The 21,997-nt window shown below is 66.2% G+C and carries 12 protein-coding genes and 1 pseudogene; 8 read left to right on the forward strand and 5 right to left on the reverse strand.

The window, feature by feature from the left end:
* Nucleotides 1-166: 166 nt before the first annotated feature.
* From ACP26O_RS29370 to ACP26O_RS29390, 5 genes and pseudogenes are all read left to right on the forward strand, one after another.
* Nucleotides 167-373, forward strand: a pseudogene (locus ACP26O_RS29370) (MgtC/SapB family protein); the annotation flags it as partial.
* Nucleotides 370-708 (forward strand): hypothetical protein, encoded by a 339-nt coding sequence (locus ACP26O_RS29375; RefSeq protein WP_006753757.1) that lies wholly within the window; start codon nucleotides 370-372, stop codon nucleotides 706-708. The pseudogene ACP26O_RS29370 and the gene ACP26O_RS29375, both read left to right, overlap by 4 nt.
* Nucleotides 705-2,924 (forward strand): VTT domain-containing protein, encoded by a 2,220-nt coding sequence (locus ACP26O_RS29380; RefSeq protein WP_175664721.1) that lies wholly within the window; start codon nucleotides 705-707, stop codon nucleotides 2,922-2,924. Before ACP26O_RS29375 ends, ACP26O_RS29380 begins: the two co-directional genes overlap by 4 nt.
* Nucleotides 2,915-3,724 (forward strand): endonuclease/exonuclease/phosphatase family protein, encoded by an 810-nt coding sequence (locus tag ACP26O_RS29385; RefSeq protein WP_105832414.1) that lies wholly within the window; start codon nucleotides 2,915-2,917, stop codon nucleotides 3,722-3,724. The genes ACP26O_RS29380 and ACP26O_RS29385 overlap by 10 nt, the downstream gene beginning before the upstream one ends.
* Before the next feature lie 12 nt (nucleotides 3,725-3,736).
* Nucleotides 3,737-4,225, forward strand: coding sequence for a phage protein NinX family protein (locus tag ACP26O_RS29390; RefSeq protein ID WP_175664720.1), 489 nt, complete (start codon nucleotides 3,737-3,739; stop codon nucleotides 4,223-4,225).
* Nucleotides 4,226-4,298: 73 nt separating this feature from the next.
* Here the strand turns inward: ACP26O_RS29390 and ACP26O_RS29395 are convergent, their stop codons facing one another.
* The 5 genes from ACP26O_RS29395 to ACP26O_RS29415 are packed head-to-tail and all read right to left on the reverse strand — an operon-like array spanning nucleotide 4,299 to nucleotide 12,544.
* The gene (locus ACP26O_RS29395; protein ID WP_175664719.1) at nucleotides 4,299-5,738 is read right to left on the reverse strand and encodes a hypothetical protein; all 1,440 of its coding nucleotides are present in this window, start codon (nucleotides 5,736-5,738) and stop codon (nucleotides 4,299-4,301) included.
* A 26-nt stretch (nucleotides 5,739-5,764) separates the two neighbouring features.
* Entirely contained in the window at nucleotides 5,765-6,052 is a 288-nt protein-coding gene (locus ACP26O_RS29400) for a PAAR domain-containing protein (RefSeq protein ID WP_175664718.1), read from the reverse strand.
* Between the two features lies 1 nt (nucleotide 6,053).
* Complete coding sequence (locus ACP26O_RS29405) at nucleotides 6,054-7,529, reverse strand: hypothetical protein (protein ID WP_426356430.1); 1,476 nt, start codon at nucleotides 7,527-7,529, stop codon at nucleotides 6,054-6,056.
* Nucleotide 7,530: 1 nt separating this feature from the next.
* Nucleotides 7,531-8,949: a hypothetical protein gene (locus tag ACP26O_RS29410; protein ID WP_175664716.1), complete on the reverse strand. Its 1,419-nt coding sequence runs from the start codon at nucleotides 8,947-8,949 to the stop codon at nucleotides 7,531-7,533.
* A complete protein-coding gene (locus ACP26O_RS29415) occupies nucleotides 8,939-12,544 on the reverse strand; it encodes a type VI secretion system Vgr family protein (RefSeq protein WP_175664715.1) in 3,606 nt (1,201 codons plus the stop codon). The genes ACP26O_RS29410 and ACP26O_RS29415 overlap by 11 nt, the downstream gene beginning before the upstream one ends.
* 413 nt (nucleotides 12,545-12,957) lie before the next feature.
* On the opposite strand from ACP26O_RS29415, the gene ACP26O_RS29420 reads away from it, so the two are divergent.
* From ACP26O_RS29420 to glgB, 3 genes are read left to right on the forward strand one after another with little or no spacing between them, the layout of a single operon-like run.
* Nucleotides 12,958-16,359, forward strand: coding sequence for a maltotransferase domain-containing protein (locus ACP26O_RS29420; protein WP_175664714.1), 3,402 nt, complete (start codon nucleotides 12,958-12,960; stop codon nucleotides 16,357-16,359).
* Nucleotides 16,359-19,769 (forward strand): maltose alpha-D-glucosyltransferase, encoded by a 3,411-nt coding sequence (gene treS, locus ACP26O_RS29425; RefSeq protein ID WP_175664794.1) that lies wholly within the window; start codon nucleotides 16,359-16,361, stop codon nucleotides 19,767-19,769. Before ACP26O_RS29420 ends, treS begins: the two co-directional genes overlap by 1 nt.
* Nucleotides 19,766-21,967: a 1,4-alpha-glucan branching protein GlgB gene (gene glgB, locus ACP26O_RS29430; RefSeq protein WP_175664713.1), complete on the forward strand. Its 2,202-nt coding sequence runs from the start codon at nucleotides 19,766-19,768 to the stop codon at nucleotides 21,965-21,967. Before treS ends, glgB begins: the two co-directional genes overlap by 4 nt.
* Nucleotides 21,968-21,997 lie beyond the last annotated feature (30 nt).

Consider the following 21,997-nt stretch of genomic DNA (forward strand, 5'->3'; position numbering starts at 1 on the left):
CGCCGCATGATCGCCGCGCGCGCCGCCGGCCCCGCGCGCACGCGGCGTGCCCGGTATCGGCCGATCCGGCACGGGGCTTGCGTCCCTATTGAGCAGCGAACCGGACACCAAACCGCGTATCAAACCACTCTAGTACGCCAAACAAGAGGAGGCCACGATGATCGACACGCGGCACGACACGCTCGGCACCGGCCGCGTGCGCGTGAAGCGATTCATCGTCCCGCAGTTGAACGACGATCCGGGCACGGGTCACATCCCGGTGTCGTTCTCGCGCACGAGCGGCGCGGAATTTGCGGCGATCTGCGCGGCGCTGCAAAACCTCGCCGGCGTACGGACCTGTCGCCCCGATACTTCTTCAAGGAGTTTTGCGTGACTCAGACCGACCTGCTCTCCTACCTCGTAACGAGCCAGCTGACGGCGCGCATGCGCGGCGGCGCGTGGATGACGGCCAGCCAGACGGTCGGCGCGCTGCGCGCGTGGCTCGCGTGCCATCACGCCGAATGCGGCTGGCTCGACCGGATCAGGATCGCGGACGCATCCGCCACGATTGCGCAAGGCATCTACGAGATCGCGTGCGCGTATGGCGATCCGGACAGCGGCGAACGCATCCGGCTCGACGCCGATTCGCCGGAACTGCAGGCGCTGCGCGCGCGTTGCGACGTGCTGCTGCAACGCATCGACGGCGACCGGGACGTCGACGCCCGATGATCGTGCCGGGACGCATGACGCGCGCCAGCGTCGCGACGGCCCGCTCCGATGGCGTGACAGCCGACCCGTCGCGCATGGACGAGCCGCTGCGCCACGGGCTGCTCGAGCACGGGCGCAACTGCGACACGATCCGCCACGCGGACCGCTTCGCGATGCTGGTGGACGGCGACGCGTATTTCGCGACGCTGCGTGCCGCGCTGCTGCGGGCGCGCCATACGGTCTTCATCGTCGGCTGGGACGTCGACAGCCGCATGTACCTGCCGCCTGCCGACCCCGGCGACGGCCTGCCCGACACGCTCGCCGCGTTTCTGCACGCGCTGGCATCGTCGCGGCACAACCTGCGCATCTACGTGCTCGCGTGGGACTTCGCGATGATCTATGCGCTCGAGCGCGACTGGCCGCCGGTCTATCGCGCCGCGTGGCGCGCGCATCGCGGCATCCGGTTCCGGCTCGACGACACGCATCCGCGCGGCGCATCGCATCACCAGAAGCTCGTCGTGATCGACGATCGACTGGCGTTCGTCGGCGGGCTCGACCTGACGCGCGCACGCTGGGATACGCCCGCGCATGCGGCCGACGATCCGCGGCGCCGCGACGCGCACGGGATGCCGTACGGGCCGTTTCACGACGTGCAGGCGATGTTCGACGGCGACGCGGCCGCCGCGATCGGCAAGCAGGCGCGCGCGCGCTGGTTCAATGCATGCGGGCGTCCGATCGCGATCCGCGCGCAGCGGCATCTCGATCGTGAGGAAGACGTCGATCCGTGGCCGCCCGATGCGCGCGTCGACCTGCGCGACGTGCGGCTCGGCATTGCCTACACGGCGCCGCGCCACCGCGATCGCGAACCGGTGCGGCAGGTGTCCGCGCTCGTCGAGGACACGATCCGCGCCGCGCGCCGGCACCTGTATATCGAGAACCAGTATTTCACCGCGGCGGTGGTGCGCGAAACGCTGTCCGAGCGGCTCGCCGATCCGGAGGGGCCCGACGTGACGGTCGTCGCACCGCGCGTGCAGAGCGGCTGGCTGCAGGAAGCGACGATGGGCGTGTTGCGCGCGCGGCTGCATGGCACGCTCAAGGCCGCCGACCGCTTCGACCGTTACCGGCTGCTGTATCCGCATGTCGACGGGCTTGGGGACGCATGCGTGAACGTGCACAGCAAGATCGCGATCGCCGACGACGAATGCATCGTGATCGGCAGCGCGAACCTCAATAACCGGTCGATGGTGCTCGACACCGAATGCTGCATCGCGCTCGTCGCGGCCGGCGAGCCGCGCATCCGTACCGCGATTGCCAGCCTGCGCGACCGGCTGCTGGCCGAACATCTCGACACGACGCCGGCCGAGGTTGCCGCCGCGCTCACGCATGACGAACGTCCGAATACCGTGCTCGACCGCTTGCGCGACAAGCCCGGCCGCACGCTGCGCACGCTCGAGCCGGTCGTGACGCCGCAACTCGACGCGCTGGTGCCGGTCAGCGCGCGGCTCGACCCCGAGCAGCCGATCGAGCCGGACCGGTTTGTCCGCGAGTTCGTGCCACGCGAGCAGCACCGCGTGCTGACCGCGCGCTTCTTCGTGCTCGGCGCGGCCGTGCTGCTGGTCGCGGCGCTCGCGCTCGCATGGCGCTTCTCGCCGCTCGGCAAGGAACTGAACATCGCGTCGCTCGCGCGAATGGCCGCTCACGCCGCGCAGCTGCCCGGTGCGCCCGCGCTGCTGCTGGCCGGCTACGTGATCGCGGCGACGCTGTCGGTGCCGATCACGCTGCTGATCACGGTGACGGGCCTGGTGTTCGGCGCGTGGCCGGGCTTCGCGTATGCGGCGCTCGGCACGATGGCCGCCGCCGCCACGACGTACGGGATCGGACACTGGCTCGGGCGCGACGCGGTGCGCCGGCTCGCCGGCGCGCGCGCGAACCGGCTCAGCGAACACCTCGGCCGGCGCGGCGTAGTCGCGATGGCCGTGCTGCGGCTGCTGCCGATCGCGCCGTTTACGATCGTGAACCTGGTCGCCGGCGCATCGCACATCGGCCTGCGCGACTATCTGGTCGGCACCGCGATCGGGATGCTGCCCGGTATCGTGCTGACCGTCACGTTCGCGCACCAGCTGACCGCCGCGTTCAGCCATCCGGGGCCCGGCGCGTTCGCGTGGCTCGCGGCGATCGGCGCCGTGCTGGTCGGCGTGTCGGTGCTGCTCGTCAGGGTGCTGCGACGATGGCGCTGAGCGTGCAACCGGCCCCGCCGCCGGACATCGTCACGTCCGACGGGCCGCCCCCCGCCGCGCCGGGCGGGCGCGACCTGCGGATCGCGACGTACAACATCCGCGGCGGCTACGGCAAGTGGCACACACGCGCGGCCCACCGGATCGCGCAGGTGATTCACGAACTCGACGCGGACGTGATCGCACTGCAGGAAGTGCCGCTCGGTGGCACGCACGCGCCCGACGTGCTCGCGCACCTGCGCGACGCCACCGGCATGCACGCAGTGGCCGGCCCGACCATCGACACCCCCGAGCGCCGCTACGGCAACGCCGTGCTGTCGCGCTGCCCGATTCGTGCGGCGCGCACGCTGGACCTGTCGTTTCACCAGCGCGAGCCGCGTGGCGCGCTCGATGCGGACATCGACAGCAGCGCGGGCATGATCCGCGTGGTCGCGACCCATCTGGGGCTGTCGGCGAGCGAGCGCAGCGCGCAGGTGCAGCGGCTACTCGCCGCGTTCGACACCGGCGCGATGCCGGTGATCCTGATGGGCGACATCAACGAATGGTTCGTGCGCGGCCGCGCGCTGCGGGCGCTCGTCACGCGGTTCCGGCGCGCGCCGGCGCCGCGTACGTTCCCGACGCTGTATCCGGTGTTCTCGCTCGACCGGATCTGGATCCATCCCGGCGAGTGGCTCGTCGACGTGAACGTGCATCGCAGCATGCGCGCGCGGCGTGCGTCCGATCACTACCCGCTCGTCGCGCGCATGCGTGCGACGCCGGGCACGCCGCTTGCGCGACGAGCGCCCCACCCTGACGAAACCTGACGGAGCTTGCCGATGCGAACCGACGAACTCGCCGGAACCGCCCTCGATTACTGGTGCGCACGCGCGTTGTGCGCGGATGATGAAGACACGCTGTGCTTCACGGCCGTCGACCCGAAGGTGATTCTGACCGGCGCGTGTGATGCGTTGCGACGCCTGGACGCGCATTTCGCGCCGTCGGCGTCGTGGGCCGATGCGGGTGCGGTGCTTGAGCGCGTGGCCGACCTGCGGATCACGCGGCGCGGCGATGGCGTCGAATGCGACGCCAGCTTCGTCGACGGCCCGTCGACCTGCGCGGCACGCGCGCCGGACGTGCGCACCGCGGTGCTGCGCGCGTTCGTGCGGGCGCGCTTCGGCGACGAGGTCGACGCTCCGCCGTCGTTCGCGCATCGGATCGAGCATGGGGCGGCGGTGCGCTACGACCCTGGGGTGCCGATTCCGGAAGCGGACGATGATGCGGCGACGGGAGACAGTTCGGATATTCGGTCGATTCCGCGGATGTGAAGGGTGGGTCGTGGGGGCGAAGTATCGCGACGATGTCACGCGTTTGTAAAACTGACAGCGCCCGGGGCGCGAGTTACCCGTAGTCGCGCAAAACCTCGTTCGTGTAGAGGCGCGGCCCCAAATAGATGCGCCACGCAAAACTCAGCAAGGCCAAGATACCGATCACAATCGTAAGCACCGTCTCAAAGGTGTCCCACCTCTCGTGGGGTGACATCAGGATCGTGAACGTCCACACGCCCATGCAGCCGACCAATTCGGTCCGCGGGAACAACGAATAGTCATAGGCGGATTTCCACGGTACGTCCACCGCCGGTTTATCCTTGACGACGACATTCAGCGCAGCGCCGTTCGGCCTCGGTAGTGCGACGAGTTGCGCGCCTTGACCAAAATGCGCCATCTTCGCCGCCAGCGCCTGAAGGAACCACCGTGCGACGGGTGCCTGCGGACCGACTGCCGAATCGAGTGCATGTTTCTCCACTTTCAGCTCGGTTTCCTTCACGGCTCCCAGTGTCGCGTGCAGCGCCAGCCCCTTGAGGCGTCCATACCAGAAATGACGGATCCGCTCATGCGGCACCTGTTCCGCCGCGAGCAGCAGTGCAAGCGCCTTGTCCACTTCGTCGGCATCCGCGACGATCTGGCGCAACAGCCACGCCTGGCATTTCAGTTGCGGTTTTTCCTGCATGAGCGCAGGGGAACCGAGCAGCAATGCGACCGCCGCCTCGGAAGTGTCCGGCTGAACCTCGGGTGCCGCGCCGTTGAGATGCCAAGCCAGCACCAACCGGTATTTGGGGCTCGTGGCGGGTGCGAATGAGTCCGCATACGCCGTGTCGGGGTCACCCTCGAACCAGGTATCCGCGAATCCCGGATCCTTATCGTTGCTCAACCACCTGATGCGCGGTTTCCCCGGTAATTGCAGTTGCGCCCAAACCGCCTGCACGTCGACATACGATTCGGCACGTTCGCATTGCATCACGATGTCGAACGAGCCGCCGCGCATCGCGTGGGCCAGCCGCGCCGCCAGTGGCGTCAGCAGCCTTTCGATCACCGCCCGCTCCCGGGACACGCCATCGGCTCCTTCGATACCATCAAGCCGCATCACCCTGCCGGGATTTTCCGGCGGGCTGCCCTCGAGCTTTAACATGCGTTCCGCAAGATCCGGCTCCGGCGCAAGAATGACGCTATCGAGAACGGCCACGCCCGAACGGACCTTCCGTTTCCATCGCGTGAGCAGATGCCAGCGCACTGTGTTCTTGATCGCCGCTTCAAACGCACGGCTGTCGTACATCGACGCATAGAGCACACAGCTGACCGCAATCCAGAGCACGAACGGAGCGACTAGTGCAGTTCGCAAGAAGTCGTCCGAGACAATCGGCTTTTCGTTTGGCGACGTCGCGACCGTGCCGGCCACGAACGCGAATTCGATCAGGAAAAACAGTGCGACATATAGCCAGACGGGAGGCGGTTTGCCGGCCGACCACTCGTCGCGAACAGGCGGTGCCCAGTGGAATTTCATCGTGCCTCCATCAAGAGCACGTTACGTTATTCAACAGTCCAGTCGCGCCGCGACGCGACCAGTCGGGGCGGCGGCGTGCAGGCACACCGGCAGAGGTCACCTTCCAGCGCATGCTGCTTGCCGGCGACATCATCCGCTCGTGGGGTCGAGCCGTCAGATTCGATATGACCAACGGTGTTGCACGCCGGGCATCGAACCCTCGCACCCAGGTAGCTCAGCTTTCGGTCGTCGAGGCCGATGTCGTCGAGACCGTCGAGCACGACGCCATTCGCGGTGGTCCGGTCATGCTGGAAGATGCAGGCGCGTTCGGTCATGTCACACGCCAATCCATTCCCAGTCGGCGTCATCGCTGGCACCTTTCACTGCTGGCATCGGGTGCCCGTACCGCAAGGTGACGATACCCGCCAGGTCGTAACGAGTGGAATTCCAGCTCTCGCGCACGCGCGGAAGCCACCGGCCACTACGCGGACATACCGCGCCCGGCTTGCAGAACTGTCGAGTCTCGTCGACGATGTCGAACGAGTACTGGGCAACCGGTGTCGGTGCGCTGCCTTCCCATAGCCATTGCACCGGGCCGTCGAGCTCGATGCCATCGGCTGTAGCCATCAACATCTTGACGTTGTCCGTAGTCGCAATATCGCCGGCCTTGAACGGCTTGAGCTGGAGACTGCGATAAGCACCGCCGCCAGTCGTTCGCACGGCTCGGTACAGGCCGTCCTCCGTGAACGTCTCGCCGGGATTGACCGGATGGGACGACATCGTGGCTCGGTGCGTTGCCTCCCATTGGTCACGCTCCTGTGGAGTCGAGGGGTAGTCGTGGTCGAAAGTTATATGGCTTTTGATTGGCTTAAAGTCTACTTGCGTTGAAAGACCCCATCCGTTCCCTTCGTACTCGATTCTCATAAAGGCAATCCCTGAAAATTCGTATTGTCCTTTCTCCGCCCTGTAATCCGGCGTTGTTTCTATTTTTAGAACCTTGTCTTGCCCTGGGTGTAGGGTAACAATTCCATCCGGAAACTCACCTCGGTTAACCAGTTTCTTGCCACCCAGCCCAAATGCCCACGATTTGGCACTCTCTTCAATACTGCCGCGCTGACTTAATTTTCCAACAGCACCCACCCCCAAGCGCCCACCAATAGCTGTCCCGTCCCACATGTCCGGTGTCTTGAATCTAATCCAGCGGGTTCCAGAATTAATAAACCTGACCGAAACAATGTAGCGATCGCCCTTGCTCTCGATACCTACAGCCGAGAAGTCCAACTTAATGATCTTTTGACCATCCGAGCGCGCCTGATCAGATAGTCTGAACGGCGCATCAAACACTTGACGTCTGAGACGCTCTGGAATCAGACGCAATGAGCCCGATCTCCGGATGGCTTTCCCTTCGTCCAGACAGACAACGCTGAAAGTTGCGGCAGGATCATGCGTTTCTGGCCCGCCGCTCTGAATATCCGCGCGACATAAGGCGCGAGCCACGTCGTTCAGTTCCAGCACATCACTATTTTTCAAGCCGAGAGCAAAGACCCCCACGCCCGTATGTGGATCGTCATTAATGGTGTCTCCTTTCGCAAAATAGAATTTTCCATCACCGTCGAAAGTCATCTTTCTCGAACCATATTGAAGACCGCCGGACCAAGAAAGAGAAAACGCGCCGGGGCTCACTGAATTGCTGTCGAGATCACTCGCCATCACGCGGCTATTTCCCATCGATACAATGGTCAACAACAATGTCAGCGTTCGCACGATGTTGGAGTACTTCGCTCCTTTGCACGACAAAAGTAATCTGCGCATGTCATGCACCGATCCATTCCCAGTCGGCGTCGCCGCCGGCTCGTTTCACTTCCGGCATCGTGTCCCCGCGCCGTAGGGTGACGATATCCGCCAGCTCGTAGTGGACGGAGTTCCAGCCCTCGCGCACGCGCGGAAGCCATCGGCCACTACGCGGACATACCGCGCCCGGCTTGCAGAACTGCCGAGTCTCGTCGACGATGTCGAACGAATACTGCTTGACCGGCGCTGGCGCGCTGCCTTCCCACTGCCACCGCACCGGACCGTCAAAACTGATGCCGTTACCACCATCCATCAGCATCTTCACGTTGTCGGCCGTAGCAACGTCTCCTGCCTTGAACGGAACGAGCTGGAGGCTGCGATGAGCGCTGGAGTTCGTGCGTACGGCTCGGTAAAGGCCGTCTTCCGCGAACGTCTCGCCGGGCTTCACAGGGAAATACGACAGGCGAGTCCGCTGGTATGCCTCCCACTGCTCGCGCTCTCGCGGGGTCGACGGATAGTCACGGTCAAAGGTAATACGGGTGGGTTTCTTGTAGTCCGAATGGAAATCGACACGCAGCAGGCTGGACTCGATTCCAGTGACCTTGATGTTCATGAAGGCGCCTGCATATAAATCGTAGGTACCAGCGGTGAACTTGCCAACACGCGCAGTTTTGATTTTCACAACTACGGCACTATGTGGCGCAAGAAGCACTTCGCCGTTTGGAAATTGAGCCGGATCAGCAAGTGGCTGACCTGCTAGTGCAAAACCGACTTTCCCTCCCATGCCACTCTTTGAATCATATACCGCCAAAATATCCATGTATTTTCCCATTTTTGTCTCCCACCCATCCGGTGTCTTGAACTGGATTGGGTAGTCGCCGCTGTTTTCAAATCTCAGAGACACCAGAAATCCGTCAACCGCACGATCGATCGAAACGAGAGAGAGATCCAGCTTGACGAGCTTACGCCCATCCAGCACCCCTGCATTCGTAAGTTTTTCCGCGAAATTGGAGATTTTTGATCTAACATCCCGACCAAAATCGCTTACATAACCGTTCCGAATCTCGCCATCACACTGCGCGTTGTAAATAATTGGAATTATTACATCACTTTCCGAGTATCGCGGGGAACACAGCAGTTCCACCATCTGCTTGGCGGCATCGAGACTTTCACCACCCAACTTCAATTCATATATGCCAATTCCATCAATATTCCGATTCCGGCTCGAATTTCCAATTTGAACTTGCAACACACCTTCGAAAACCGAGATTGAATTATTCCCATAGGTGTTGACGCTACCGTCCGCCCCGCCATTTGTCGTATAGCTAAATTGCATTTTCTGATTCTCCAGGCTCACAGTTTCAGCATGGGCGGCGCTCCCAAGCAGGAGCAAGCAGACCACAGCATTGCGCAAATACGGAATCAACGAACTACGCGTCATAACCGACCCTCCATAACTTGTTCGTCGCAATCGAGAACTGACGTCGCACGTATTCAAGATAATAGGGCTTCATACTCGCGGTGACGCGACCCGGCTGCAATGGAGCATTAGCACCGTCACCCATCACATTGCTGGCGGAATGTCCCTGCCAGAACTGGCCTCCAGCCTTCGCCCCAACCAGTGAAAAATCGATCTGCTCGTTCTTGATATACGACTCGTGCACCCAACCACCAAGGGCGTAATACTCGTCAGGAAAATTAAAATAGTGGCCACATTCATGCGCCTCCACATTCGCATCGGGATAGGGGTGAATGTTGAATTGATCATCCTGCCATTTTTGCTCCTCGCCCCAGGACCCCGTATCTGCCCGCAGCACTTGGGGAAATAGCTTGAGCGTGACATGGGGCTTGAATCCGTCAATCGGAGCACCCTTGATCGATACGCGAACATCGACCTTGAACTCGACCTTTACCCGGCAGCCGCACGCCGCTCCCTTGGGGCAGCCGTCCAGAATCAGCTTGTAACTCCCCTGATTCAGCACGGCCTCGATGCGGCTAGTCAGAGCCCCGACATCGAATTTAGGTCCGACCGAATCACGAAATTCCATTTTCACGCCTTGTTTCAACGTTCCCGGCAACATGTCCGAATGAGCGAAATATTCGTATGGAATCGTCAACTGATCGTCCGGCACCGACATATCACGCTCGCCTTTCAGATCGACCGGAAAAAGATCCATCGGAATCAGCATGGCGCGAACCGTACAGGTAATCGCCTTGTCGTGTTCGCTATAGGAAAATTCGAAATGCGAGGATCTCGAACCGCCGCCCCTATATTGAGCGCCTGTCTTAGGGTCCCGCCAAGGTGTCCGGTCGTTCAGCACACCCCAATACGAAACGGATTCAATACGCCCCTTTACGTCGGCCTTCAGGTCCGATATTTTCCAATCGCAGGGCACCGCATTCGCCAGCTTGATCGGATCGGGCGCCACCAGGGTTTGCTCCTGATCATCCGGACTGTTCAGTGTGACCTTGGCTTTGGGAATGTCGGTATCCACGTTTGACGGCTTGCCATCAAACGGAGAAAAGGCAGACGCCCCCGGCGGCACGGCGCTGCCAGAAAGACGCGAGAAAAAGTCGCCAAGCGGCGACGGCGCGACCCCGGCCGCATCAGGTACGGGCGCCACCGTTCCCGCGTTCTCCGGCGCGACCATCTCGGTCGCGGGCGCGTGCGGCGGCACGAACGCCGGATTGGTGCGCCAGACGTCGCAGCCCGTCGTATACGGCACAAACACCGGCGCGAATGCCGCGCCCCCAAGATCCATCTGCGCCGGCCCGGTCTTTTTCAGGGTGCTGGTCTTGAACAGCACGCCGCCGCGCGTACCCATCTCGATGCCCCCGGGTGTCATCCGGAAATACGAGCCGCCGACGTTCATCACGATTTCCTTCGGCGACTTGACGTGGAGCACCCCGTTCACCGTCTCGACCGTCATGTCTTCGTGGGAGGCAAGCTGCATGCGGCCGCGCTGTGCCTGCACGACGACCGCGCCCGCGGCCGCAATCAGGCTCATGCCTTTCTGCGTGAACAGCGACACCATGTCGTGCGCGGCCACCGTAAAGCGCTTCCAGACACTCCAGCTCGCATCGCCTTTCGCGATGCTCATGATGTTTTCGCCCGCGACGACCTGCACGCTCTTGCCGGCCACCACGCCCGCCGACGCCGGCGCTGTCACCAGCACACCGGGCTGCTGAAACTGATCGAGCGCCTCGTTCGCGGCCCGCTGACCGTCGATATCGGCCGCTTCGGCCTTCGACGCCTGAGCGGAGGACGCCAGCGCTTTCGCCAACGCCAACGCGTCCTCGAGCTGTGCAACGGCTTCCTGCATGTCGAGTTGCGTGCCGGACGCGCCATTTCGCGCATGGGCCGACACCATCACGCCACGACCACCGCGCAGCACAGCGGCCCCATCCGACCTCAATTCGGCACCGCTGCCGCGCTCGCTCTGGCCGCGATCCACCATGTGCCCGAGATTGAGCTGCGACTTGCCGTGCTCCGTCGCAACCTTGATGTGCTCGCGCCCCTGCCGGTCGTCCATCTCCAGCGTATTGTTCGAACGCGTGCGGAGGGTATTCCGCGTGCCCCATGGGACGCCCGCGACGATCGGGTCCGAGTGTTGGGCGGTATGCAGCACGTGGCTGATGAACGGCAAATCCACGCAGCCCCACAGGAAGCTCACGCCGACCACCGTGCCTTCGACGAGCCCAAAGTGAAAACCGGTCTGGTTCGGCCCCGCGAACGGTTTCGCGAGCCTCATCGGACAGCTTTGCAGACCGGGCGTCCGCGTGTCGCGGTCCAGATGAAGATCGACGATGTATTTGCCCTGGCTATCGAGATAGGGGTCTTTCTCGCCGCTGGACGACGCGACCGTCCCGGTGATGACCCCGTCGATCCTCGGCCACGTTTCTTCCTTCAACGGCATCCGATACTGGCGATCGGATGGAATCGCGTCGAACGTCACGTGATAGCCCTTCTTCCGGCTCGCGCCGCACGTCACCCGCACGACAACGAGCCCGTGCTTCGCATCGGGCAATTCCCGGTTCGACAGTTTCAGCACCGAGCCGGGCACGAGGTCCAGCATGTCGCACTCGCCGCGATACTCGACCTGGCCGGCCAGCGCTGCCTCGCGGCGCAGTCGTGCCTCTTCCCTCGCCTCGTCCTCGCTCTGATCCGGCGTTCCCCAGGTATACGCTTCGCCATACGTCGTGCGGTCGTCGCGGACGGGACTGACCGCCTCGATCGGATCCGATATCGCCGTTTCCGTGTTGAACGTGCGTACCGCGTAGGCCGCCGGCAAGGTCTTCGCGTGCATTTCGAGCGCGCTGACCGACTCGATACCGCAGGCTTCCAGCCCGCTGTGCGGCCGATACGCAACCGTCAGGCGCGCGGGATCGCGCCGATAGTGCGCATAGTCGTCGCCGAAACGCACCTGCTCGCACCGCTCGCCTGCGTCGCACACGAACCAGATACCCGAGCGCCGGCACAAGCGCGTAATGAACGCCAGATCGTCCTCGCCCCATTGCATGACGAAGCTGCGCTTGCGGTAGGTTCGATTCAACCGGAATTCGAAGTCGGCGAAGATCTTGTTGAACTCGTGCTCCCGCAGAATCCGCTCGATGATCTCGGGAATGCTCATGTCGAGGAAGAACCGACACTTCGGCGCATTGCGCAACAGCGCCAGTCGCGACTCCAGCACGATTTCGTACAGCGACTGATCGCGGTTCGCAGCCTTCAACGCAAAGCCCGTCACGACGCCCGGCACGCGCCGCGCGTCGTCCGGCTGACTCCATCGGTCTCGGGGCGGCGGCTGAATCACGAATGCGCCCATGCGGTTCAGGAACTCGCTGCGCGACAGGTCATGACGGGGATGCGTGAACCGGATCGTGTACTTGGTCGGCTCGCCGATGCCGCGTGTGCCTTCGAACTCGTACACGTCGGCGAGCGCGGCGGCCGGCGCTCCCTTGATATCGAGGCTGTAGAACTGGTGGATGTCGATGCCCGCGCGCGCGGGTGTATCGGAAATGGCCGTGCTCGCGGTCAAGGCGCCCCCGTCTCGGTTTGTTGGAATATCGCGAGCGATCCTAACCGTGCTGGTACTGGTGCGGCCATAGGACCAGTATGATTTTGCCGACGGGGAATCGGCACGAACGTTTTTACCGGGCGCAGAACTTGCGCACCGCACTTCCAACGACCAACACCTCGGCCACCGCACGCGCCGAGTTTTTCATTGGTATCTCGACGCCATTGGCAAAAGTTTCACTCTGCCGGCCTCCCTCCTTGATCACGCGCTCCTGCGTAAAAACACCGCCACCGCGCCCCAGGCTGCAAAAAACGACCATCCAAACCGCCGCGAATCGCGCGTGCGCGTTTGCAACCCGCCCGCATCCCAGCAGGAACACGCATTGCGACAAGCACACCTGTTGCCGATCCGGCCGCCGCCCGCACACGCTACCCATGAACCCCACACCGCCCTTCGCTCCTCACATCTACTTCTGCGACGCCCGCCTCGTCGGCCCGCTCGATGCATGGCCCGACACGTTCCAGCACATCGCCGGCATGGGCTTCGACCACGTGCTGATCGGCGGCTTCTGGGCCGCCAGCGTCGCGGGCTTCCCGCGCCACGTCGCCGACTTCCACCGGCCGGCGGCGACGTTCGCGACGCGCGCCGGCGCGCTCGAGACGTTCTCGCGGCTCGCGCAGCTCGCGCACGGCCACGGGCTGCGCGTGCTGCTCGAAGTGGTGCCGGACCGCATCGCGCGCGACAACCCGCTGCGCGCCGAGCATCCGGACTGGTACGTCGAGCGCGCGCACGACGACGCGTTGATCGATCCGCGCAGCGCCGCCCATGAAATGGACGTCGCGCATGCCCAGGTCGGCGAAGACGCCGCGCACGACGCGCTGTCCGCGTGGTGGTGCACGCATCTCGCCACGTTCGCGGATGCCGGTGCGTCGGGTTTCCTGATCGACGCGCCGCATCACCTGCCGGCCGCGTGGTGGCCCGGCTGGCGCGCGGCACTGCGCCGCGCGCGCCCGGACGTCGCGGTGCTGGCCGGCGTGCCCGGCCATGCGCGCGACGCGCTCGCCCAGCTCGAGGCGGCCGGCTTCGATGCGGTGTTCTCGTCGGTACGCTGGTGGGATCTGCACGCGCCGTGGTTCGTCGACGAACACCGGCTGCTGCGGCGCATCGGCTCGCCGATCGCGTTTCCCGATGCGATCGACGGCCCGCGCCTCGCCGACAACTGGAACACCGCGCCGGACGAGACGGTCGCCCGCGCGTACCACCGCGCGCTGTGGACCGCCGCCGCGGTCGGCACCGGCTGGCTCGTGCCGATGGGCTTCGAGCGCGGCGTCACGCTGCCGCTGATGGCGCGCGACGCGGACGCCGCACGCTATCGCGCCGCGCTGGACGACGCGCGCTTCGACCTGTCCGGCGCGATCGCCGACGCGAATGCATGGCGCCGCGCGACACCGATCGCGGCCGAGCGCGGCGAAATCGCGCAACTGAGCGCGCCGGGCGCGCGCGCAACGGCGCTGCTGCGCGGCAGCGGTCCGTCGCTCGAACACGACGACACCGCCCTGCTGATCGCGTTGAATCCCGATCTCGATGCGCCGACGCACGTCGATCCCGCGACGATCCTGCCCGGCGTGCCGGGCGGCTTCACGCACGTCTCGCCACCGAACGGCGCGCGCAAGCCGGCGCCCGCCGCGCCGGTCGCGCTGCAAGCTTTCACGTTGGAGCCCGGCGGCTATGCGCTGCTCGACGCGCGGCGCGCGCCGCCCGCGCTCGCTCGCACCGATGCCGCGGGCGAGCGCACCGCGCTGTCGGCCGCGCTCGCGGCCGACCGGATCGCGATCGAGCGCGTCGAGCCGGCGGTCGACGGCGGCCGCTTCGCGATCAAGCGTGTGATCGGCGAAACACTGGTTGTGCACGCATCGATCTTCACGGACGGCCACGCGCATCTCGCGGCCGCGCTGCAATGGCGGGCGGACGACGAGGACACATGGCGAGAAGTGCCGTTCGTCGCGGAGCCGAACGATCGCTGGCACGCGCGCATCACACTCGACCGGCTCGGCCGCCACGCGTTCCGCGTGATCGCATGGCGCGACGACTGGGCATCGCTCGTCACCGACATCGCGAGGAAGCGCGCGGCCGGCCAGGACGTGACGCTGGAGCTACGCGAGGCGCAGCTGCTGCTCGCGACCGCGTTGAAGCACGCCGATCCGGCCGACCGGCGCGCGCGCACGCGGATGGAACAGCTCACGGCCGAATTCAACGACGCATCGCCCGACAAGCGGCTCGAACTGCTCGGCGCGCCCGCACTCGCCGACGCGTACGCGGCGCTGCGCTACCGGCCATTCGTCACGCACGACGATGCGGTCTACCCGGTCGACGTCGAACGTCGCGCCGCGCGCTTCTCGAGCTGGTACGAGATGTTCCCGCGCTCGGCGAGCAACGACCCGCACCGGCACGGCACGTTCGACGACGTGATCGCGCAATTGCCGCGCATCCGCGACATGGGTTTCGACGTGCTGTATTTCCCGCCGATCCATCCGATCGGCACGACGGCGCGCAAGGGCCGCAACAACACGCTGACGGCTGGCCCCGACGACGTCGGCAGCCCGTACGCGATCGGCTCGCCCGAAGGCGGCCACACGGCCGTGCATCCGCAGCTCGGCACGCTCGCGTCGTTCCGCACGCTGGTCGACGCGGCGCATGCGCAGGGGCTGGAAATCGCGCTGGACTTCGCGATCCAGTGCTCGCCCGATCATCCGTGGCTCGCCGCGCATCCGGGCTGGTTCGCGTGGCGGCCCGACGGCTCGCTGCGCTATGCGGAGAATCCGCCGAAGCGCTATCAGGACATCGTGAACCCTGATTTCTACGCGCCGGATGCGCTGCCCGACCTGTGGGTCGCGCTGCGCGACGCGGTGCTGTTCTGGGTCGACGCCGGCGTGCGGATCTTCCGCGTCGACAATCCGCACACGAAGCCGCTGCCGTTCTGGGCGTGGATGATCGCCGACGTGCGCGGCAAGCATCCGGACGTGGTGTTCCTGTCGGAGGCGTTCACGCGGCCGGGGATGATGTACCGGCTCGCGAAGATCGGCTTCTCGCAGTCGTACACGTATTTCACGTGGCGCGAGACGAAGCGCGAATTCATCGACTACCTGACCGAGCTGACGGCCGGCCCCGCACGCGAGTTCTTCCGGCCGAACTTCTTCGTGAACACGCCCGACATCAATCCGCGCCACCTGCAGAACGCGCCGCGCTCGCAGTTCGTGATCCGCGCGGCGCTGGCGGCGACGCTCGCCGGGTCGTGGGGCCTGTACTCGGGCTTCGAGATCGGCGAATCGGCGCCGCTGCCCGACAGCGAGGAATACGCGGACGCGGAGAAATACGAGCTGCGCGTGCGCGACTGGCGCAAGGCCGCGCACATCGGCGGCGAAATCGCGCGGCTGAACCGCGCGCGGCGCGACCATCCGGCGCTGCAGACCCATCTCGGCCTCACCTTCGTCGATGCGGACAACGACCAGGTGCTGGTGTTCGTGAAGGCGACGCCCGCGCACGACAGCGTCGTCGCAGTGGCGATCAGCCTCGACCCGTGGCATCCGCAGGCCGCGAATTTCACGCTCGATGCGGCGCTGTGGCGCGGCTTCGGGCTCGTCGACGGCGAACCGCTCGACGCGCTCGAACAGGACGCCGCGCATGCCGAAACCTGGCGCGGGCATCGCCAGTACGTATCGCTCGACCCGCACGTGCGGCCGTATGCGATCTGGCGGCTCGCGCCGTCTCCCGGCGCCGCGCGAGCGGCGGCGCCCGACCCGGCCGATGCCCGGGGCCATTCCGGAGCACACGGATGATGAAACGCGAAGATCCCCTCGACGACGTGCGTCGCGCGCAATTCCCGTCCCTCGCACCGGCCGGCACGCCGCGCCGGCGCCGTTCACGGCGACGCGCGCCCGCGCTCTGCGCGGACGATCCGCTGTGGTACAAGGACGCGATCATCTACCAGGTACACGTGAAGTCGTTCTACGACTCGAACAACGACGGGATCGGCGACTTCCCGGGCCTGATCATGAAGCTCGACTACATCGCCGAGCTCGGCGTCGACACGATCTGGCTGCTGCCGTTCTACCCGTCGCCGCGCCGCGACGACGGCTACGACATCGCCGACTACCGCGACGTGCATCCCGACTACGGCACGCTCGCCGACGTGCGGCGCTTCATTCGCGAAGCGCACGCGCGCGGCATCCGCGTGATCACGGAGCTCGTGATCAACCACACGTCGGACCAGCATCCGTGGTTCCAGCGCGCGCGGCGCGCGAAGCCCGGCTCGATGCATCGCGACTACTACGTGTGGTCCGACACCGACACGAAATACGCGGGCACGCGGATCATCTTTCTGGATACCGAAACATCGAACTGGACGCACGACCCGATCGCCGGCCAGTACTACTGGCACCGCTTCTACTCGCACCAGCCGGACCTGAACTTCGACAACCCGGCTGTGGTACGCGAGGTGATCCAGGTGATGCGCTTCTGGCTCGATCTCGGCATCGACGGGCTGCGGCTCGACGCGGTGCCGTACCTGGTCGAGCGCGAAGGCACCAACAACGAGAACCTGCCGGAAACACATGCGATCCTGAAGCGGATCCGCGCGACGATCGACGCCGAGTATCCGAACCGGATGCTGCTCGCGGAAGCGAACCAGTGGCCGGAGGACGTGCAGGAATATTTCGGCGAGGAGAACGAATGCCACATGGCGTTCCACTTTCCGCTGATGCCGCGCATCTACATGTCGATCGCGAGCGAGGACCGCTTCCCGATCATCGACATCATGCGGCAGACGCCGGCGCTCGCGCCAAGCAACCAGTGGGCCGTGTTCCTGCGCAATCACGACGAGCTGACGCTCGAGATGGTGACCGACTCGGAGCGCGACCTGCTGTGGCAGACCTACGCGAGCGACCGCCGGGCGCGGATCAACCTCGGGATCCGGCGCCGCCTCGCGCCGCTGATGGAGCGCGACCGGCGCCGCATCGAGCTGATCAACTCGCTGCTGCTGTCGATGCCCGGCACGCCGGTGATCTACTACGGCGACGAGCTCGGCATGGGCGATAACATCCACCTCGGCGACCGCGACGGCGTGCGCACGCCGATGCAATGGTCGTCCGACCGCAACGGCGGCTTCTCGCGCGCGGACCCGGAACTGCTGGTGCTGCCGCCCGTGATGGGCGCGCTGTATGGCTATGACGCGGTCAACGTCGAGGCGCAGACGCGCGACCCGCATTCGCTGCTGAACTGGACCCGCCGGATCCTGTCCACGCGCCGCGCGACGCAGTCGTTCGGCCGCGGCTCGATCCGCTTCCTGCGTCCGGACAACCGCAAGGTGCTCGCATACCTGCGCGAGCTCGAAGGCCACGAGACGGTGCTGTGCGTCGCGAACCTGTCGCGCGCGTCGCAGGCGGTCGAGCTCGACCTGTCCGAATTCGCGGGCCGCGTGCCGATCGAGATGACGTCGGACTCGGCGTTTCCGCCGATCGGGCAGCTCACGTACCTGCTGACCTTTCCGCCATACGGCTTCCTGTGGTTCGTGCTGTCCGAGCACGGCCGCGAGCCGTCGTGGCGACAGCCGCACGCGGAGCCGCTGCCCGAATACGTGACGATCGTGATGCGGCGCGGCGATGCGCGGCCGGACGTCGGGCAACTGCACACGCTCGCGCACGATGCGCTCGCGTCGTGGCTCACGCGGCGGCGCTGGTTCGCGTCGAAGGATCGCAAGATCGGCGACGCGTGGTTGAACGTCGTCACGCCGATGCCGGACGAACCGTTCCAGTACGCGGAGGCCTGGGTGTCCGCGAGCGACGGCGGCGTCGAGCGCTATGTCGTGCCGCTCGCCACCGCATGGGGCGGCGAGACCTCGCATCCGCTGTTCGCGCAGCTCGCGCTCGCCCGCGTGCGGCGCGGCCATACGGTCGGCTACCTGACCGACGCGTTCGCGCTGCCGGCGTTCGCGCGCGGGATGCTGCACAAGCTGCGCGACGGCGCGACGGTCCCGACGTCCGACGGCGGCCGCCTCGACTTCCTGCCCGAACACGCGCTCGCCGGGCTCGATCCCGGCGACGAGGCCGAGGTGCGCTGGCTCGCGGCCGAGCAGAGCAACAGCTCGCTCGTGATCGGCGACGCGATCGTGCTGAAGCTCGTGCGCAAGGTCGCGCACGGCATCCATCCGGAAGCGGAGATGAGCCGGCACCTGACGCGGATCGGCTATGCGAACACCGCGACGCTCGCGGGCGAGGTCGTGCACGTCGATCCGGACGGCACACCGCATACGGTCGCGATCCTGCAGCGCTACGTCGACAACCAGGGCGACGCGTGGACGCGTTCGTTCGACTTCCTGCGGCGCGCGATCGACGAACTCGCGCTACCGGCCGCGGGCGACGGCGACGCAACCGAAGTCGACGACGAACCCGATGCGCTGCTCGGCTACGCGGCGTTCGCGGGCATCATCGGCACGCGGCTCGGCCAGTTGCACGTCGCGCTCGCGCAACCGTCCGACGATCCCGCGTTCGCGCCCGAAGCCGCGACGCCCGAGCACGTCGACGGCTGGTGCGTCGATGCGATCGCGTCGTTCGAGCGCGCGCTCGACGTGCTGCGCACGCAGCTCGACAAGCTCGATCCGGTCAACCGCGCGGCGGCGGACACGCTGCTCGCGTCGCGCGACGCGGCCGTGCAGGCCATCGGCGAACTCGTGCCGCGCACGCTCGATGCGCAATGCACGCGCATTCACGGCGATTTCCACCTCGGCCAGGTGCTCGACGTGCAAGGCGACGCGCTGCTGATCGACTTCGAAGGCGAGCCGGCGCGCGCGCTCGACCGGCGCCGCGCGAAATCGCATCCGCTGCGCGACGTGGCCGGCCTGCTGCGCTCGCTGTCGTACGTGAGCGCCACCGCGCAGTTCGCGATCGAGAAGGCGCCGCCGCAGACGGCCGGCCGCAAGCGCGCGCTGTTCGACCGCTTCGGGCAGGCCGCCGCCGACCGCTTCGTCGAATGCTATCGCGCGGCCGCCGATCAGGCGCCCGAGCGCTTCGTCGACCCGCGTTACGCGGACCGCCTGCTCGCGCTGTTCCTGATCGACAAGGCGTCGTACGAGCTGTGCTACGAAGCCGCGAATCGCCCCGACTGGCTCGGCGTGCCGGTCGGCGGCCTCGCCGCGCTGATCGAACGCCTGCTCGCGACCGACCGCGCGCCCGACCACGGAGGCAACCGATGACCGACATGCTGTTCGACCGCACCGACATCGACGCGCTGCTCGCCGGCCGCCATCCGGACCCGTTCGCGTGTCTCGGCCCGCACGCCGACGCCGGCCGCGTCGTCGTGCGCGCGCTGCTGCCCGGCGCGCAGCGCGTGCGCGCGGTGACGCCCGACGGCGACGAACTCGGCGCGCTCGCGTGCGTCGACGACGCCGGCTGCTTCGCGGGCACGCTCGCGCACGACGGCCGCTACCGGCTGGCCATCGACTGGCCGGACACGCGCCAGATCACCGACGACGCGTACGCGTTCGGCACGCTGCTCGACGAGGCCGAGCTCGCGCGTTTCGCGGCCGGCGACCCGGCCGCCGTGCTCGACTGCCTGGGAGCGACGCCCACGCGCGTCGACGGCATCGACGGTGTGCGCTTCGCGGTGTGGGCGCCGAACGCGCAGCGCGTATCGGTCGTCGGCGACTTCAACATGTGGGACGGTCGCCGGCATCCGATGCGGCTGCGGCGGCCGTGGGGCGTCTGGGAGCTGTTCGTGCCGGGCATCGGCGCCGGCGAACACTACAAGTACGAGCTGCGCGCGGCCGACGGACACGTGCTGCCGCACAAGGCCGACCCGTGCGCGCGCGCGACCGAAGCACCGCCGCGCACCGCGTCCGTCGTCGCCGACACCGCGGCGCTCGACGCGTTCGCATGGCACGACGACGGCTGGCTGCACGCGCGGCCGCCCGCGGACCGGCGCTTCCGCATGCCATGGTCGATCTACGAGGTACATGCCGAATCGTGGCAGCGCGTGCCCGAGGAGATGGACCGCAGCGCGACCTGGGACGAACTCGCCGAGCGGCTGATCCCGTACGTGCGCGGCATGGGCTTCACGCACGTCGAGTTCATGCCGATTTCCGAATACCCGTTCGGCGGCTCGTGGGGCTACCAGCCGCTCGCGCAGTTCGCGCCTTCCGCGCGCTTCGGGCCGGTCGACGGCTTCGCGCGCTTCGTCGACCGCGCGCATGCGGCCGGCATCGGCGTGATCGTCGACTGGGTGCCCGCGCACTTCCCGAACGACGCGCACGGCCTCGCGCAATTCGACGGCAGCGCGCTGTACGAGCACGCCGATCCGCGCGAAGGCATGCACCCGGACTGGAACACCTGCGTGTTCAATCTCGGACGCAACGAGGTCGGCGCGTTCCTCATCGCGTCCGCGCTCGCGTGGGCGCGCCGCTATCACGTCGACGGAATCCGCGTCGACGCGGTCGCGTCGATGCTGTATCGCGACTATTCGCGCAACGAAGGCGAATGGGTGCCGAACATCCACGGCGGGCGCGAGAACCTCGAATCGGTCGCGTTCCTGCGCACGTTGAACGACACGCTGCACGGTGCGCTCGCGCCGCCGGGCGTCGTCACCTTCGCGGAGGAATCGACCGCGTGGCCGGGCGTCACGGCGTCGACCGGCGACGGCGGGCTCGGCTTCGACTTCAAATGGAACATGGGGTGGATGCACGACACGCTGTCGTATGTGCGCGAGGATCCGATCCATCGCCGCTATCACCACGACCGGATGACGTTCGGGCTCGTCTATGCGTTCTCCGAACGATTCGTGCTGCCGCTGTCGCACGACGAGGTCGTGCACGGCAAGGGCTCGCTCGCCGTGAAGATGCCGGGCGACGCGTGGCAGCGGCTCGCGACGCTGCGCGCGTACTTCGGCTTCATGTGGGCGCATCCGGGCAAGAAGCTGCTGTTCATGGGCAGCGAATTCGCGCAATGGGCCGAGTTCGCGCACGATGCGACGCCGCACTGGGACCTGCTCGACGCACCCGCGCATCGCGGCGTGCAGCGGCTCGTGCGCGACCTGAACCGCACCTACGCGGCCGAACCGGCACTGCACGCGCTCGACTGTCACGCGTCCGGTTTTTTCTGGCTGATCGGCGACGATCGCGACAACAGCGTGTTCGCGTTCGCGCGCCGCGACGATACCGGGCGCCTCGTCGTCGCGATCTGCAACTTCACGCCGGTGCCGCGCCCCGGCTATCGCATCGGGCTGCCCGCGCCCGGGCACTGGCGCGAACTGATGAACACCGATGCCGCCGTGTATGGCGGCACGAATGCCGGCAACGACGGCGCCGTGTGGACGGAGGACGTACCCTCGCACGGCCAGTCGTGGTCGGCCACCTTGCGCCTGCCCCCGCTCGCGACCCTATGGCTGAGCCCGGCCTGACGCCCGGCGCCCTCGACACGGAGACAATCC

Source organism: Burkholderia sp. R-40 (genome assembly GCF_049942845.1).
Taxonomy (GTDB): Bacteria; Pseudomonadota; Gammaproteobacteria; order Burkholderiales; family Burkholderiaceae; genus Burkholderia; species Burkholderia ambifaria.

Coding starts and splice junctions, on each gene's coding strand:
- ACP26O_RS29380 (WP_175664721.1), top strand. CDS start 705: ATGATCGTGCCGGGACGCATGACGCGCGCCAGCGTCGCGACGGCCCGC.
- ACP26O_RS29385 (WP_105832414.1), top strand. CDS start 2,915: ATGGCGCTGAGCGTGCAACCGGCCCCGCCGCCGGACATCGTCACGTCC.
- ACP26O_RS29390 (WP_175664720.1), top strand. CDS start 3,737: ATGCGAACCGACGAACTCGCCGGAACCGCCCTCGATTACTGGTGCGCA.
- ACP26O_RS29395 (WP_175664719.1), bottom strand. CDS start 5,738: ATGAAATTCCACTGGGCACCGCCTGTTCGCGACGAGTGGTCGGCCGGC.
- ACP26O_RS29400 (WP_175664718.1), bottom strand. CDS start 6,052: ATGACCGAACGCGCCTGCATCTTCCAGCATGACCGGACCACCGCGAAT.
- ACP26O_RS29405 (WP_426356430.1), bottom strand. CDS start 7,529: ATGCGCAGATTACTTTTGTCGTGCAAAGGAGCGAAGTACTCCAACATC.
- ACP26O_RS29410 (WP_175664716.1), bottom strand. CDS start 8,949: ATGACGCGTAGTTCGTTGATTCCGTATTTGCGCAATGCTGTGGTCTGC.
- ACP26O_RS29420 (WP_175664714.1), top strand. CDS start 12,958: ATGAACCCCACACCGCCCTTCGCTCCTCACATCTACTTCTGCGACGCC.
- treS (WP_175664794.1), top strand. CDS start 16,359: ATGAAACGCGAAGATCCCCTCGACGACGTGCGTCGCGCGCAATTCCCG.
- glgB (WP_175664713.1), top strand. CDS start 19,766: ATGACCGACATGCTGTTCGACCGCACCGACATCGACGCGCTGCTCGCC.